Below are 16792 nucleotides of genomic sequence, written 5' to 3'. Positions count from 1 at the left end.
AGTTTAACCTCCTATTACTTAGAAACCTTATCATCAGATGAAGTTGAAGAATCACTCTGATCTACAGGTTCGGCTGACTTATCATCTTTCTTTGCAGCTTCTTCGGCTAACTTCTTCTTTTCTTGTTGTTCAGCAAGCTTAGATAAAGTGTCAATGTTGAAGTGATCATTAGAATCATCATCCATGTCACGTAATTCAATTTCCTTGTGGTCCATATCTAAGACTTTAATATCCAAACCTAAGGATTGAAGTTCCTTAACAAGAACTCTAAATGATTCTGGAACACCTGGTTTTGGAATTCTTTCACCCTTGACAATAGCTTCATATGCCTTCACACGACCAACAACATCATCTGACTTGTAAGTCAAGATTTCTTGCAATGTGTATGCAGCACCGTAAGCTTCAAGAGCCCAAACTTCCATTTCACCAAAACGCTGACCACCAAATTGTGCTTTACCACCAAGTGGTTGTTGAGTAACAAGTGAGTAAGGCCCAATTGAACGTGCGTGGATCTTATCATCAACCATGTGAGTCAACTTCAAGTAGTACATAATACCTACTGAAACACGGTTGTGGAATGGTTCACCGGTACGGCCATCATAAAGAACAGTCTTACCGTCTTTACCAATACCAGCTTCACGAACCATGTTCCACATATCATCTTCAGAAGCACCATCAAATACTGGAGTAGCAACATGAATACCCAATTGCTTAGCTGCAATACCTAAATGTAATTCAAGAACCTGTCCAATGTTCATACGTGAAGGCACACCCATTGGGTTCAAACAAATGTCTACTGGACGACCATCTGGTAAGTATGGCATATCTTCTTCAGGACAAACTAAGGCAATAGTACCCTTGTTTCCGTGACGACCAGACATCTTGTCACCAACCTGAATTTTACGCTTTTGAACGATGTAGACACGAACCATCTTGTTTACACCAGGTGGTAATTCGTCTCCTGCTTCACGAGTGAAGACTTGTACGTTTTGAACAATACCGCCGCCACCATGTGGTACACGTAAGGAAGTATCGCGAACTTCACGAGCTTTTTCACCAAAGATAGCGTGAAGCAAACGTTCTTCAGCTGATAATTCAGTAACACCCTTTGGAGTAACTTTACCAACTAAGATATCACCGTCTTGAACTTCGGCACCAATACGTACAATACCTTCTTCATCGAGGTCTTTAAGTGCATCTTCACCAACGTTTGGAATTTCACGGGTGATTTCTTCAGGTCCAAGCTTAGTATCGCGAGCTTCTGATTCATAATCTTCAATATGGATAGATGTGTAGACATCATCTTTAACCATACGTTCAGAAATCATAACGGCATCTTCATAGTTGTACATGTTCCAAGTCAAGAAAGCAATAATTGGGTTTTGACCTAGAGCTAATTCGCCGTTTTCCATTGCTGGACCATCGGCAATAACTTCGTCAGCTACTACTCTTTCACCTTGCTTAACAGCTGGTGTTTGGTTGTAGTTCTTAGTTGCATTTGAACGACGGAATTTTTCAAGAACATACTTATCTAAAGTATCATCGTCTCTTCTAATTCTAATTTCGTTTGCATCAACGTATTCAACTACACCAGGTGCTTTAGCAACTAATGCATCCCCAGAGTCATGAGCTGCACGATATTCCATACCAGTACCAACAATTGGAGCGTGTGGATTAATCAATGGAACAGCCTGACGTTGGTGGTTAGCACCCATCAAGGCACGGTTAGAGTCATCGTTTTCAAGGAAAGGAATACATGCAGAAGTTACGGAAACTACTTGCTTAGGAATAACATCCATGTAGTCAATCTTATCAGGAGTAACTTCAAGGTTATCTTCCTTATGACGAGCTAAAACAATCTTATCCTTGAAAGAACCGTCTTCGTTTAATGGAGCGTTGGCACCAGCGATAATGTAATTATCTTCAACATCAGCAGTTAAGTAATCAATCTTGTCAGTAACCTTGTGAGTATCCCAAGAAACACGACGGTATGGTGTTTCAATAAAACCATACTTATTAACAATAGCGTAAGTTGCCAAAGAGTTAATTAAACCAATGTTAGGTCCTTCAGGAGTTTCAATAGGACATAAACGACCATAGTGAGTATAGTGCACGTCACGAACTTCGTACCCAGCACGATCACGAGATAAACCACCAGGCCCTAAGGCAGACATACGACGCTTGTGAGTTAACTCACCAAGTGGGTTGTTTTGGTCCATGAACTGTGACAATTGTGATGAACCAAAGAATTCCTTAACTGAAGCAACAACAGGACGAATGTTAATTAATTGTTGTGGTGTAACTGTAGAAATATCTTGAATTGACATTCTTTCGCGCACAACACGTTCCATTCTTGCTAAACCAATTCTAAATTGGTTTTGAAGTAATTCCCCTACACGACGAATACGACGGTTACCTAAGTGGTCGATATCATCAGTAGTTCCGATGTTATCTTGAAGGTTAAAGAAGTAATTAATTGATGCCAAAACATCAGCTGGAGTTAAGTGTTTAACGTCATCAGCAATATGACCGTTAGACATTAACTTAATTACACGTTCAGGATCAACTTTGGAATATACTTTAATTTCTTGAACTGTTACTGGATCAGGTAATACACCTTCCTTTGAAGGTTCATAAGTTACCATCTTAAAGTCATCACGATCTAAGTAAGGTGACAATTTATCAAGAATTTCATGAGTAACAACGTCACCCTTCTTAGCGATAATTTCACCAGTATCAGGATCAGCTAAAGTTTCAGCCAAAGTTTGTCTTAATAAACGATTCTTTAAAGAAAGTTTCTTATTGATCTTGTAGCGACCAACAGGAGCTAAATCGTATCTTCTTGGATCAAAGAATCTAGCATATAAAAGTGAACGAGATGAATCCGTAGTTTTAGGTTCACCTGGACGTAATCTTTCATAGATATCCTTTAAAGCTTCGGCAACACGAGAGTCAGCGGGATTTTTATGGATATCTTTTTCTAAAGTGAAACGAAGTGAATCACTTTCACCAAACATATCAGCAACTTCACTGTCAGAGCCAAATCCTAAAGCACGAATTAGAACTGTTAAAGGAAGCTTACGAGTACGGTCAATACGAACATAAGCTAAATCCTTAGCATCAGTTTCATATTCAAGCCATGCACCACGGTTAGGAATAACTGTAGCACCGAAAATTTGGCGACCATTTTTATCAAAATCTGAATGGTAGTAAACACCAGGAGATCTAACAAGCTGAGAAACAATAACTCTCTCAGCACCATTAATAACGAAAGTACCTGAATCGGTCATTAATGGGAATTCTCCGAAGAAGACATCTTGAGTCTTAATTTCTCCAGTTTCATGGTTGGTTAACTTTAAAGTTACATGAAGAGGAGCAGAATAATTAGCATCGTGATCACGTGCTTCTTCAAGAGTATATTTTGGCTTCAGAAGTTTGTAGTCAACAAACTCTAAAGAAAGTTTTCCTGAAAAGTCTGAAATCGGCATAATGTCGTCAAACATTTCACGAATACCTTCATTAAGAAACCACTTGTAAGATTGCGTTTGCACATCAGTCAAGTTAGGTAACTTCAATACTTCTTTAATTCGAGAGAAGCTACGTCTTGTCCGGTGACTACCGTAGTTCACAGCGTGTCCTAACAAAGAAAACATCCTTTCTTATATAAGAATCTAAATATTACATTTGTGTTACAAATTGCAAAAAGTCAAAATTTGGGTACAAAAAAACAAAAACAACGTAATAGTCGTTTTTGTTTTATCATCTCGCTGGACAATAGATCAGCGAAATCCTGAATTTCAGCCTTTTAAACGTTTTGTATTTTACACTTATATTACTAATTTGTCAAAAGGAACTAATTTTTAACTAAAGGCTTACTCTCATCAACAATTGTGAACTTTAATTTTCCCTGATGAGCGCCAACCTTAACTGTTTGCCCGGCTTTAACCTTTTCACTAATTAAATCTTCTGCAATCACGTCCTCAAGTTCATGTTGAATTGCACGACGTAAAGGACGAGCACCCATTTCTGGATCAAAACCGTCTTTAGCTAACACATCTAACGCTGCTGGAGAAATTTTTAGAGTAACTTCTTTCCGAGCTAATCGAGTGATCAAATGACTAGTCATTAAACTAACAATTTCACGCAATTGTTTCTTAGTTAAACTATCAAAGACAACTGTTTCGTCAATTCTATTTAAAAATTCTGGTCTAAAGAATTGCTTAACTGCTGCTGTAACCTTTTCTTGTTGAAGTTTATTTTTATCTTCATTATCAGCTGCAAAACCAACAGTTTTATCTTCTTGCAAGCTACGAGAACCAAGGTTAGAAGTCATAATAATGATTGTGTTTCTGAAATCAACTTTTCTTCCCTTAGAGTCAGTTAAGAAACCTTCATCTAAAACTTGCAACAATAAATTGAAAACATCCGGATGAGCTTTTTCTACTTCATCTAGCAGAATTACTGAATATGGATTACGTCTTACCCGTTCTGAAAGTTGTCCACCTTCTTCATAGCCTACATAACCAGGAGCAGAACCGATCAACTTGCTTGTAGCTACTTGATCCATATATTCAGACATATCAACTCGAATAATATTCCTTTCAGAGCCAAAGACTGCTGCTGCCAATGCTTTTGCTAATTCAGTCTTACCAACACCAGTAGGACCTAAGAACAAGAAGGAACCGATTGGACGATTTTCATCCTTAATTCCACTTCTGCTTCGTCTAATCGCACGACTTACTGCACTAATTGCCTTATCTTGTCCAATTACGCGTTCATGCAAAATGCTTTCGAGGTGAGCTAAACGTTTCGTTTCACTCTTCTTCATTCGAGTAACTGGTACGCCAGTCCATTCTGATACAATTTGGGCAATTTTATTTGAATCAACAATAGACTTCTTAGAATTCTTATTTTCTACTTTTGCAATTAATTTATCTCGATCTTGTGTAAGCTTGCTTTCTTCATCACGTAATTTAGCCGCTTGAACAAAGTTTTGATTTTCAGCAGCCTCTTCTTTTCGGTGAATAACATCATTAATTTGTGTATCTAATTTAGTCAAACGTGGATCAGCCTTACCAACTGCTTGAATCTTGACCGCTGCACTTGCTTCATCGATTAAGTCAATTGCCTTATCAGGTAAAAAGCGGTTAGCAATATACCTTGTTGAAAATTCTACTGCATCATTTATTGCTTCATCTTCAATTTTTACATTATGGAATTTTTCATACTTAGGACGTAACCCCTTTAAGATGTCCACTGTTTCTTCCTTTGAAGGCTCACCGATTTTCACTTGTTGAAAACGTCTTGCCAAGGCTTGATCTTTTTCAATGTATTTTTGGTATTCATCAAAAGTAGTGGCACCAATCATCTGAATATCACCACGCGCTAAAGATGGCTTCAGGATATTGGAAGCGTCAATTGCACCTTCTGCTCCACCTGCACCAATCAAGGTATGCATTTCATCAACAAATAGAATTACAGAACCATCACGTTGAATTTCTTTTAGAATTTTTTTCATTCTATCTTCAAATTCCCCGCGATACTTAGTTCCAGCAATTAAGCTTCCCATGTCGAGTGCCATGACACGTTTTTTAGCTAAGTTATCCGGAACCTCACGATTTACAATTGCAGAAGCTATTCCTTGTGCAACTGCTGTCTTACCAACTCCGGGTTCTCCAACTAAAACAGGATTATTCTTAGTTCTTCGAGATAAAATTTGAATTACTCGCTTTATTTCTTTATCTCTACCAATTACTGGATCAATTGCACCCTCGCGTGCACGTTTATTTAAATTTACACTTACTTTATCTAAATTAGGTGTCAGTGACTTGCCTTTTTTAGTTCTAGTTGCAGAAGAAACATCAAAAATATTGTTTGCTTCTCCAGAATCATCCATGAAACTATCATTAATATCTTGACTTAAGTCACGTGGTTCTACACCAATATTTTTCAAAATTAAACTTGCCAAAATTTGGTCACTAGCTAATAACCCTAGCAAAATATGCTTTGTTTCAATTTGAGGAGTGCCTAATTCGTCAGATTTTTGCTTAGCAAAATTCAAAACTAAGCTTAAGCGTGGTGACATTTCCATATATGTAGCTTTGGGACTTGAACCATAGCCAGTATATCTTTCAATTTCTTCTCGCACTAAGGTTGGTGTTACGTTTCTTTCACGCAAAAGCTTACCGGCATCTCCGTTAGCTTCAATTACTAAAGCAAGCAAAACATGCTCCGTTCCAATAATTCGATGGTGAAAGTTTTGTGCTTGCTCTTTAGCAATTTCAAGAACATTCTTTGCACTATCACTATATGATTTTTCCATTCTGCACCGCCTTATTTCTTTTAAGATCATACTACAATCTTTAGACAAATATCTTACACTTACAATTAGTAAATGTAAACTATTTGATATTTCATGAACATTATATACAAAAAAGTTCGTCTTTCTAGCTTAAGACGAACCTTTTAATAAAAATAATATTCAATCGGGATGACAGGATTTGAACCTGCGACTTCTACGTCCCGAACGTAGCGCTCTACCAAGCTGAGCCACATCCCGAATATCAAAAAAGACTCACGCTTCGGTGAGTCTTTTATACTGGAGCGGAAGACGGGATTCGAACCCGCGACCCCCACCATGGCAAGGTGATGTTCTACCACTGAACTACTTCCGCAGTACATTTACTAGTATAGCAAAACATCATTCGATTGCAAGTACTTTTTCTGAAAAAATCAAAAAAATAGACCATCTTCAAAGACAGCCTATTTTTTAAATTATTTATTCTTTTTCTTCAAGTCTTCTTGCACTTCGGCATCAACGTCTTCAACCTTTTCAGGACGCATTGTTGGGAAGAGCAATACATCACGGATAGCTGGAGCATCAGTTAAAAGCATTACCAAACGGTCAATACCAATACCTAGACCACCTGTAGGAGGCATACCAAATTCCATTGCACGGATATAATCTTCATCAATCATATCAGCTTCATCATTACCAGCTTCGCGTTCTTCCATTTGTTCTTCAAAACGGTGACGTTGATCAACTGGATCATTTAGTTCTGAGAAGGCATTTCCGTATTCCATTCCCAAAATAAAGATTTCAAAACGATCAGTAAATCTTGGATCATCTGCATTCTTTTTAGCAAGTGGTGAAATTTCTACCGGGTGCCCATAAACAAAGGTTGGATCAACAATAGTCTTTTCACAAAATTCATCAAAGAAAGCATTAATTACATGACCGACTTTCCAGAATGGTTCAGTATGAATTCCATGTTCTTCGGCGATCTTCTTAGCTTCTTCGTCAGTCATTTCTTTCCAGAAGTCAACACCAGTCTTTTCCTTAATTAAGTCAACCATATGAACGCGTCGGAATGGCTTACCTAAGTCAATATCAGTACCTTGGTAGTTAATCTTACCATCTGGAGAAACTACTTTAGCAGCTGCTCTGATAATTCCTTCCGCTTCATCCATGACATCGTGGAAATCCCAGTAAGCAGCATAAGTTTCAAGCTCAGTAAATTCAGGATTATGGCGAGTATCAACACCTTCGTTTCTAAATACTCGGCCAATTTCATAAACTCTTTCCATACCTCCAACAATCAAACGCTTCAGTGGAAGTTCCAACGCAATTCTCATGTAAAGATCAATGTCTAAAGCGTTGTGGTGAGTAATAAATGGACGTGCTTCAGCACCACCTGGAATATTGTGAAGAACTGGAGTTTCAACTTCTAAAAAGTCTTGGTTATTTAAGTAGTTACGAATAGCTTGAATAATTTGAGTACGATGAACAAAACGCATGTAACTTTCGTGATTAGTAATCAAATCAAGATAACGTTGACGATAAATTTGTTCAACATCTTTCAAACCGTCCCATTTATTAGGTAATGGGCGAAGAGCTTTAGCTAAGAAAGTAACGTGAGTAGCACGAATAGTTAACTCACCAGTATCAGTTTTCATTACTTCCCCATCAATGCCTAAGAAGTCACCAATATCTGATTTCTTAAAAATCTTGTAGTTGTCTTCGCCAACAATATCTTTACGTACATAAATTTGAATCTTACCAGTACGGTCATAAAGATCAGCAAAACCTACTTTACCCTTACCACGCTTGGCAAGCATACGACCTGCAATTTTGGTCATAGGCATATCGGCATTTAATTCATCTTTATCTTCTTTACTATACTTTTCATTCAAAGTACGAGCTAAGTCTTGACGATCAAACTTTCTTACACCAAAAGGTTCAATGCCATTTTCACGCATTTCGTCCATTTTTTCACGACGAACAATTAGTTGGTCGTTCATTTCATTCTTTGCCACTCTAAAAACTCCTTTTATCGATTAATTTGCTTTTGTCTTGCTTCATATTTTTCCACAAAGTCATCTAACAAGTCAAAAACTTCTTGTTTCGTCCAAACATCATTTATTTTAGCACGGGTTCGAGCTGAACGGGGAATTCCTTTCAAATAATAAGCAGCTTGACGTCTAAATTCCGGTACAGCAATTTTTTCACCTTTAAGATCAATTAAGCCATTTAACTGTTCTTTAGCAGTTGCCACTTTTTCTTCAACAGTTTGTGGACGTAGTTTTTCACCAGTGTCTAAATAATGAACCATGTCCTTAATAATCCATGGATTTCCCAAGGCTGCTCTACCGACCATTACTGCATCAGCTCCAACATCTTCAAGCATTGATTTTGCTTTTTCAGGTGTTGTAACATCTCCATTACCAACAAAAGGTATGGTTAATGCATCTGCAACATCTTTTAAGGTTTCCCAATCTGCCTCACCCATATACATTTGTTTTCTAGTACGTCCGTGCATAGCAACAGCACTAGCACCAGCTTCTTGGGCAGCCAAGGCATTTTCAACAGCAAATATATGCTTTTGATCCCAGCCTGTTCTCATTTTAACAGTTACTGGTTTGTTCACATTTCTCACTACAGCATGAACCATTTGATAAATCTTATTTGGATCCAATAACCAACGAGCTCCAGCATCAGTCTTGGTTACTTTTGGTACAGGACAACCCATATTGATGTTGATAATGTCAGCTGCAGTATGAGTATCCACATAATGAGCAGCTTCAACTAAAGTTTCTTCACTTCCACCGAAAATTTGAATACTCATCGGATGCTCTCTAGGATCAACTGTCAACATCTCTAAAGTCTTTTTATTGCGGTAAATAATTCCATGATCTGAAATCATTTCACAAACCACTAGGCCTGCGCCAAATTCTTTACATACTACTCGGAAAGCAGCATTTGAAATTCCAGCCATCGGTGCAACTACTACACGATTAGGAATTTCAACATCCCTAATTTTCCAACTATCGTTTTTCACACTTGCTCATCCTTTCAAATACCCTAATATCATAGCAAAACTATCTACTACACACCACTTTAATTTACCTTCTTAAGGACATCTTTTAATTCATCTTCAGTAAAGTGATATTTTTCTTTGCAGAAACGACAAACTAATTCTGCACCGTGATCCTTTTCAATCATTTCTTTTAGTTGTCCTGGCTTAAGTGTAGCTAAAATTTTGCTGTATTTTTCTTTTGAGCAATCACAGGAAAACGCAACATCTTCTTTAGCCAAAATCTTGCAATCAGTTCCTAGGATCCTTTCGGCTAGATTTTCAGGTGTCATTCCATCTAGGAATAAAGTTGAAAGATTCGGAAGAGCTTTAATTCTCTTTTCTACTTGAGCTAATTGTTCGTCAGTTGCTCCTGGCAATGCTTGTAATACAAAACCGCCCGCAGCTCCGATACTATTGTTTGGTTCAACAAAAACAGACAAGCCAACAGCTGAAGGAATTTGTTCAGATTTTGCTAAATAATATGTAAAATCTTCCGCAATTTCTCCACTAACAATTGGAACCTGACCGGTATAAGGTTCTTTTAGGCCTTGATCTTTGGTTACTTCAAGCCAACCTTCACCAACAGCTCTTGCTACATCAATATGTCCATCTTTCTTAGGAGGAAGAGCAATATGCGGATTTTGTATATACCCCTTAATAGTCAAGTCAGCTTTTGCTGTTACAACAGTTGCTCCTACTGGACCGTTGCCTAGTAATCTAACTGTCAATTCATCTTTATCTTTCAATAAGGCTGCTGATAAAAGCAGACCGCCAATTAAAGTTCTACCAAGTACAGCTGACGATGCGCTCCATGTATCATGTCTTTTTTGCGCTTCACCAACAAGACCTTTGGCATTAACTGTAATCAATCGTAAGTTTTTAGTTTTATCAATTGCTTTTACTAAATAATCTTTCATTTTTTCTTTCCCCTAAAAAATAAAGCCTATAAAACATAGACTTTACTTTTTGACTAATACTTTTTCTTTTTCAAAAAAATTAAATACCACTAGTAGGATTATACCTATGATACTTGTTACAGCGCCAATAAGCAATTTAATACTGTCGATATTACTGAATTTTTACCTACTTAAAAAATACACTTCTCCAAAACAAGCATCGAGAAGTGTATCTAATCAATTAATCTTTCTTATTTTTCTTTAAAAATAAAGTAAATACAATTAAGGAAATAATACCAATAATGCTCAAGATAGCACCTACTAATACACCTGGGGTTCTATATTTCAATGTAATTTGATGAGTTCCTGGTTTCATCTTTAATCCAATAAATACACCCAATGTACGATTAATTTTAACTGGTTTTCCGTCTACTTTAGCTTGCCAGCCCTTACTATAAGGGATAGTAGTCACTAAGTTTTGACTTTTATCAATTGTAACTTTACCAGCTACATATCCATCTTTAAAGCTTGTAAATTTCATTTCTCTGTTACGAGCTTTTTTGACTTTATCATGCAAAGCTGAAAAGTCGATATTCACAAATTTAGGGTATTTGAGAATGAACTTGCCGCCTTTTCCATCTATGGTCATTTTAATATCAACTTTTCCATTCTTATCGGCTTGAACGCCAATTAGTTGATCTGTATATTCTTGAAGTTGAACTTGTTTACCGTTTATAGTCAAACTAAATGGAGGACGATAATCAGGATTTTTATTCCATTGATAATTATTTAAAGGAAGTACTAATTGCATCAAATTTTTGCTAAATCGAATATATCCCACTTGGTTAGGTTTCAGATTATCATAGGTGAAACTCATCGTACCAGGACGCTCTTTATCATATCTTTTAATTGTGAAATATTTTTGTTCAGTACGTTTAGTAATCTTCTTATGTTTCTTTATGACATGATACTTTACTGTACCATATTTCACTGACAAGTTATTTGTTGTAATTCGAGCCTTTTTAGTACTATAATCCAACACATTTGATTTAGATTGGGTCAAAGAATTTAAAACTAAGTTTTGATTATAGACAGGATTTTCATCTTTAAACTTTAATTTATTGGATAAATTACCAGCAAAGGCAAATGGAAGTGTTTCATTTCGATACACAGTTTTATCGCCCTGTTTTAAAATAACTGGTCTAGTTTTTAAATCATCTCTTAAACCATAGTTAACATATTCTGGTGAAATGCTTTGATTAGTCAAAGAACTGTTAATAAAGCTCTTAACATTAAAAATAGCATCAGTAACTACAGTACCAGTTTGATAATAATAGAAGTATCTAAATGTTGAAAATCCTAAATCAGTCATCAAACTACTAATTCGTGAATCATTATTGGATGAAAATTCTTCTACCCCACGATAATTAAAAGTATATCCTTCACCGCGATCATTATTTAGTTCATAATTTTTAGCGATTCTACCTGTCTTATCAGCTGCTGGGATCTTCGAAATTATTTCATTATTTTCTGCAACGTATCTAGGATAGTAATCACTCTTCATTCCAAGATGGCTAAGGCCAGTATATGCGTTTCCCGATAATTCGACTAGTCCAACTAATATTAGAATAATTCGAACGAAGTTTTTATTTGAAAAGTAGATTAATAGTCCAAAGAGAAGTACTAAAGCTACGGCTATCCATTCATAAAAATTATTTGGTCCAATTCGACGACGAATATATACAGTCATCAAACTCAGCAATAAATAAATAGTGGTAGCTATAATTCTATCTTTTCTCTTAAAGTCTTGATATGACAGCTCTTTTGCTGCTAAAAGCAAAATCCAAAATACGATTAAAAAACTAAACCGATAAGGATAAGCAATAGTTTGTTGTCCACCATGCCAGAATAAGTATAACGGACGCACGATAATGCTTAAGACAAACATAATTCCAATTATCAGATTAGTAATTCTAGCTTTAACTGAATTACGAGAATCAATAAAGTAGATAATAAAAATTATAGCAGCTAATGTACCTACAAAAATTGGCGGCCAATCATTGTAAGTATCCCCAATAAACAGTCTTGATACTGTTTTTCCCCCAGTAATAAGTAGCTTAATATTAAAATCTGAATTAAAATCCGACTGTGCTAATTTATTACTTGAGAGATTAAATAGAGTTGGTAATAGGACTATTGCACTAATTAAACCACTAATAATTGAACTGATCGCAAAATTCAAGAATTGGTGGAAAAATAGTCTTATGTCTTTAAAATTATTGATTGTATATGCTAGGAAAATAATTACCATAAAAATACAAATCATGTAACCAATATAGTAATTAAATATAATGGCACAAGCCAGTAAGATACTATACGCGAGCCATTTATTAGTCTTGATTCCTCTAACCAAAGCATAAGTGATTAAAGGCAACAAAATTAATCCATCAAACCACATGACATTTCCAGCATAAGCAACTGAATAGCCACTTAAACTATACGCAATTCCTAAAAAAATTGCATAGGCCTGATATTTAAAGTTAAACCATTTTAAAATAAGCCAAGTAAATGTACCACTCATCAAACCTAGCTTAAGCAGGATTATTACATAAACGGCAATATTGATTTTATTTGCAGGAAAAAGAAAAACTATAAAATTTAACGGACTTAAGACATAGTAAGCAATGTTACCAGCCATATCTCCACCTAGTCCATTAGAAAAAGTATACCCAGCACTAGCCCAATTTCCTAAAACTAAATGACGATAGTATTGAAAGAAAGATAAGTACTGATTAGGTAAATCTCCTCCGTACAATACTCCTCCAAAGATTGGATTACAATCAGTGAAAGTAGATAAAAGGAAAAAGAGCACTATAGTTGTCAAACAACTTATTAAGCTTAATTTTAAAATCTTTTTGTCTTTTTTACTTAAATATTTCATTCTTAATACCAAAAAACTCCTTTCTAAAATCTGTAATTTCAGTATTAGAAAGGAGTATAAACATTACTCTTACAATAAACTCTTACCTATCCTCGTTTTCATCTGAATTGTGTTCGTCAGAATCTTTCTTTTCAGATGGTGGATTAAGTGGAATATCGTCAATATTCTTATGATCATCAGGAAGTGGATGAACGTCTTCTTTGTCATCCTTATTTTCAGTTTCTTCTCTTTGTTGATCCTTCTTTTCCATTGCAGCTTTTGCTTCTTCATAAGTTGAAGCCTTAGATTCACTTGGAAATTCATTCTCATCATTTTCTGGCATTTTACCAGTCTTGAATAATGAAAGAATTTGCTTTTCGTTTAAAGTTTCATACTTGAGCAATGCTTCTGCAATAATCTTGTGAGTTTCACGGTGGCTCTTAATGATATCAACGGCTTGTTTGTGACCTTCATCAAGAATTTCTTTAACTGCTTCATCGATCTTAGCAGCTGTAGCTTCACTGTATGGCTTAGTTCCATAAGGTGATTGCATACTTGGAGATTCAAGCTCAGTCATACCAACATCAGTCATACCATATTGAGTAACCATACCACGAGCAATGTTAGTGGCTTGTTCAAAGTCGTTTGAAGCACCCGTAGATTTATCACCAACAACTACTTCTTCACCAGCACGACCACCCATTAAACCAGCAACTTGTTCCATTAATTGCTTCTTAGTGATGATATTTTCATCCTCTTTTGGAAGCATAATGTTATATCCACCAGCACGACCTCTAGGTACAATCGTAACTTTACGAACGGTTCTAGAATCGCTAAGGACTAAACCAACGATTGCGTGTCCTGCTTCATGGTATGCAACACGCTTTCTTTCTTCAGGAGAAATAACAGTGTCTTTCTTAGCTGGTCCTGCAATAACGCGGTCTTCTGCTTCATCAATATCAGATGCTGTAATTTCAGTCTTATTACGACGAGCAGCAACTAAAGCAGCTTCGTTTAAAACATTTTCAAGATCAGCACCCACAAAACCAGGAGTTTGGCGTGCTACTTCTTTTAAGTCGACATCTGGTGCTAAAGGTTTATTCTTAGCATGAACTTTTAAGATAGCTTCACGTCCTTTAACATCTGGACGACCAACTAAAACCTTACGGTCAAAACGGCCAGGACGAAGAAGTGCCGGATCAAGAACATCTGAACGGTTAGTAGCTGCCATAACAATGACACCTTCATCACCTTCGAAACCATCCATCTCAACCAATAGTTGGTTCAAAGTCTGTTCTCTTTCATCATGACCACCGCTAACACCATTGCCACGTTTACGTCCAACGGCATCAATTTCATCAATGAAAATGATACTTGGGGCATTCTTCTTAGCTGTTTCAAATAAGTCACGTACACGAGATGCACCAACACCGACAAACATTTCAACAAAGTCTGAACCAGAAATTGAATAAAATGGTACGCCAGCTTCACCAGCAACCGCACGGGCAAGTAAAGTTTTACCAGTACCAGGAGGACCCTCGAGAAGAACACCAGCCGGAATTCTAGCACCTAATTTAGTATATTTTGCTGGATTCTTTAAGAATTCAACAATTTCAACTAACTCTTGCTTTTCTTCTTCTTCACCAGCTACATCTGAGAATCTAACCTTATTTTTACTTGGATCTTGTGGCTTAACATGAGATTTTCCAAAGTTCATCATGCCGCCACCACGACCCTGTCCACCTTGGTTCATCATCATCCAAAGCATGACAATAAAAATCAAAGTTGGAACAAGCATGACAATAGTAGAAATCCAGGTTCCAGATTGAGATTCACCTTGTCCAGAAATTGATGCTCCGCTCTTTTGAGCAAGATCTGAAACTGTCTTAACCATTGAGTCATTTTGAAGCATCGTAGTACTGAAACGAGTTACTTCACTACTACTTTGTGAACTTGGAATAAGTCCAAATCCAGTATTATTTTGATTCTTTGACTTTTGAGCTTTCTTATAAGATCCAGTAACCGTATATACACCATTCGATGGTTGTACATTGATACTCTTGACTTTACCCGCTTTTAAATCTTTTACTAATTGAGAATAACGGATATTTTCTGTGGAACCATTACTACCTGAGCCACCCACAGCCCAATTGATTCCAGCCAAGAGGATCACGAATACTATGATATAGAAAAGACCGTTAGAAAGCAGTCTATTTCTTCTATTTTTCATCTATAAACCTCCGCGACACTTCTTGGAATTACTCCAACGATTTTACCACAAATTACGCTTTTACCATAGAACTTTGCACAAACTTAAAGATAAATATATACATTATATCGAATAAAATCTGGATTATATTCTTGATTTTGATAGACATTTTCAACATAAACTGGATTTTTTCCTTGCCAAATAGTTAGACAATACGGCCTTAATATCAAAGGAATTCCATTCTCCGCAAATTTTTTCTTAGCTTTTGTTTGCCTGCCATCAGCTAGTCTTAATTTGCTTCCCTGAGGTAAACTTCCCACCTCTAAGAAATCACTTTTTGCTCCATAGAAATATCCAACTAAGTTGCCCAGTTTTTTATCATTTGAAATCATGTATTCTTTTCCGTTTAAAGAAAACTTTTCATCGAGCTTAATTTTCTTTTTATTAACGTCAATTGGCGTTAACTGGTTTCTATTTATCAAGTAATAATAATCTTGATAAAAAATTAATTGAAAATTTTCTTTGTTAAAAGTTGCATTTTTGCTCCACCTAATTTCATCAAAGTGAACTCGTTGATGCCACTTTTTATAAATTAGATAATCAAAAAAAGCTGCTAACTGATTTTTATTTAAGTCTATTAGATCTGATTTCCTACCTTGTAAAGCTTTACCAAAGCTAACAGTTAAAATCAAACTTTCAAAAAAGCTACTTTGACAGTCTGAAAGTAGCGCTGCACTTTCGCTAAAACGATAGGCATTTTCAACTAAATGATTCGTTTCTTTTTTCAATAAAGGAACAACATGATGCCTTAAACGATTTCTTAAAGTATCATCTTCAAAATTAGTCTCGTCTTCAATATAGTCTAAGTCATTCTGCTTATCATATTCTAACAACTGATCTTTTGAATACTTAATTAACGGCCGTAATAGCTTCATAGAGTTAAAATTTCCTACGACCTGAAGACTATTCATTTCAGCTACATCCCCTGAACGAATAAATTTGAGTAAAATATTTTCAATTAAATCATCGCCATGATGTGCTGTTAACAAGTAATCAACCTGATATTTTTTCCCGGTATTGGCTAAAAATGCATAGCGAAACTCACGCGCCCTTGCTTCAATACCAGTTTGAGGATGAAGCGCAAGGGGCCAGCTTTTTTCTATTAGTTTTACTTTAAAAGCAGTGGTTAATCTTTGTAGTAACTCACTTTCTAAATAACTATCTTTTCTTAGACAATGATCCAAATGTGCCACAATTAACTGTTCTGAAGGATCAGGTAAGAAGTTAACTAACATATGGAATAATGCCACTGAATCAGGTCCACCACTTGCAGCTAACAAGAACTTTTTATTTTTAATTTCAATATTATTTTTAGTAAAAAAATTTGTAAATTCTGTCATTGTTAAATAAA

At 36.1% G+C, this 16792-nt stretch carries 8 protein-coding genes and 2 tRNA genes; all 10 read right to left on the bottom strand.

The window, feature by feature from the left end:
* Nucleotides 1-14: 14 nt before the first annotated feature.
* The gene (gene rpoB, locus LpgJCM5343_RS01400) at nt 15-3653 is read right to left on the bottom strand and encodes a DNA-directed RNA polymerase subunit beta (RefSeq protein WP_021314886.1); all 3639 of its coding nucleotides are present in this window, start codon (nt 3651-3653) and stop codon (nt 15-17) included.
* Nucleotides 3654-3853: 200 nt separating this feature from the next.
* Nucleotides 3854-6322: an ATP-dependent Clp protease ATP-binding subunit gene (locus LpgJCM5343_RS01395; RefSeq protein ID WP_020807222.1), complete on the bottom strand. Its 2469-nt coding sequence runs from the start codon at nt 6320-6322 to the stop codon at nt 3854-3856.
* Nucleotides 6323-6485: 163 nt separating this feature from the next.
* Nucleotides 6486-6559: transfer RNA gene (locus tag LpgJCM5343_RS01390), tRNA-Pro, on the bottom strand.
* Between the two features lie 40 nt (nt 6560-6599).
* Nucleotides 6600-6674 (bottom strand) — tRNA-Gly (locus tag LpgJCM5343_RS01385).
* Nucleotides 6675-6774: 100 nt separating this feature from the next.
* Nucleotides 6775-8316 carry a lysine--tRNA ligase gene (gene lysS, locus LpgJCM5343_RS01380; protein WP_020807223.1) on the bottom strand — a complete coding sequence of 514 codons (1542 nt, stop codon included), beginning with the start codon at nt 8314-8316 and terminating at the stop codon, nt 6775-6777.
* A gap of 14 nt (nt 8317-8330) precedes the next feature.
* A complete protein-coding gene (gene dusB / locus LpgJCM5343_RS01375) occupies nt 8331-9338 on the bottom strand; it encodes a tRNA dihydrouridine synthase DusB (protein ID WP_003649473.1) in 1008 nt (335 codons plus the stop codon).
* A gap of 59 nt (nt 9339-9397) precedes the next feature.
* Complete coding sequence (gene hslO / locus LpgJCM5343_RS01370) at nt 9398-10273, bottom strand: Hsp33 family molecular chaperone HslO (RefSeq protein WP_048686304.1); 876 nt, start codon at nt 10271-10273, stop codon at nt 9398-9400.
* A gap of 220 nt (nt 10274-10493) precedes the next feature.
* On the bottom strand, nt 10494-13193 hold the full coding sequence (locus LpgJCM5343_RS01365) for a YfhO family protein (RefSeq protein WP_101891001.1): 2700 nt from the start codon (nt 13191-13193) through the stop codon (nt 10494-10496).
* 82 nt (nt 13194-13275) lie between these two features.
* Nucleotides 13276-15402: an ATP-dependent zinc metalloprotease FtsH gene (gene ftsH / locus LpgJCM5343_RS01360; protein WP_020807226.1), complete on the bottom strand. Its 2127-nt coding sequence runs from the start codon at nt 15400-15402 to the stop codon at nt 13276-13278.
* An 83-nt stretch (nt 15403-15485) separates the two neighbouring features.
* Nucleotides 15486-16781 carry a tRNA lysidine(34) synthetase TilS gene (gene tilS, locus LpgJCM5343_RS01355; protein WP_113576183.1) on the bottom strand — a complete coding sequence of 432 codons (1296 nt, stop codon included), beginning with the start codon at nt 16779-16781 and terminating at the stop codon, nt 15486-15488.
* Nucleotides 16782-16792 lie beyond the last annotated feature (11 nt).

Origin of the sequence: Lactobacillus paragasseri, assembly GCF_003584685.1 — a bacterium.
Classification (GTDB): domain Bacteria; phylum Bacillota; class Bacilli; order Lactobacillales; family Lactobacillaceae; genus Lactobacillus; species Lactobacillus paragasseri.
The sequence above is the reverse complement of the archived record's forward strand: the minus strand, read 5'-3'. Positions and strand labels throughout refer to the sequence as shown.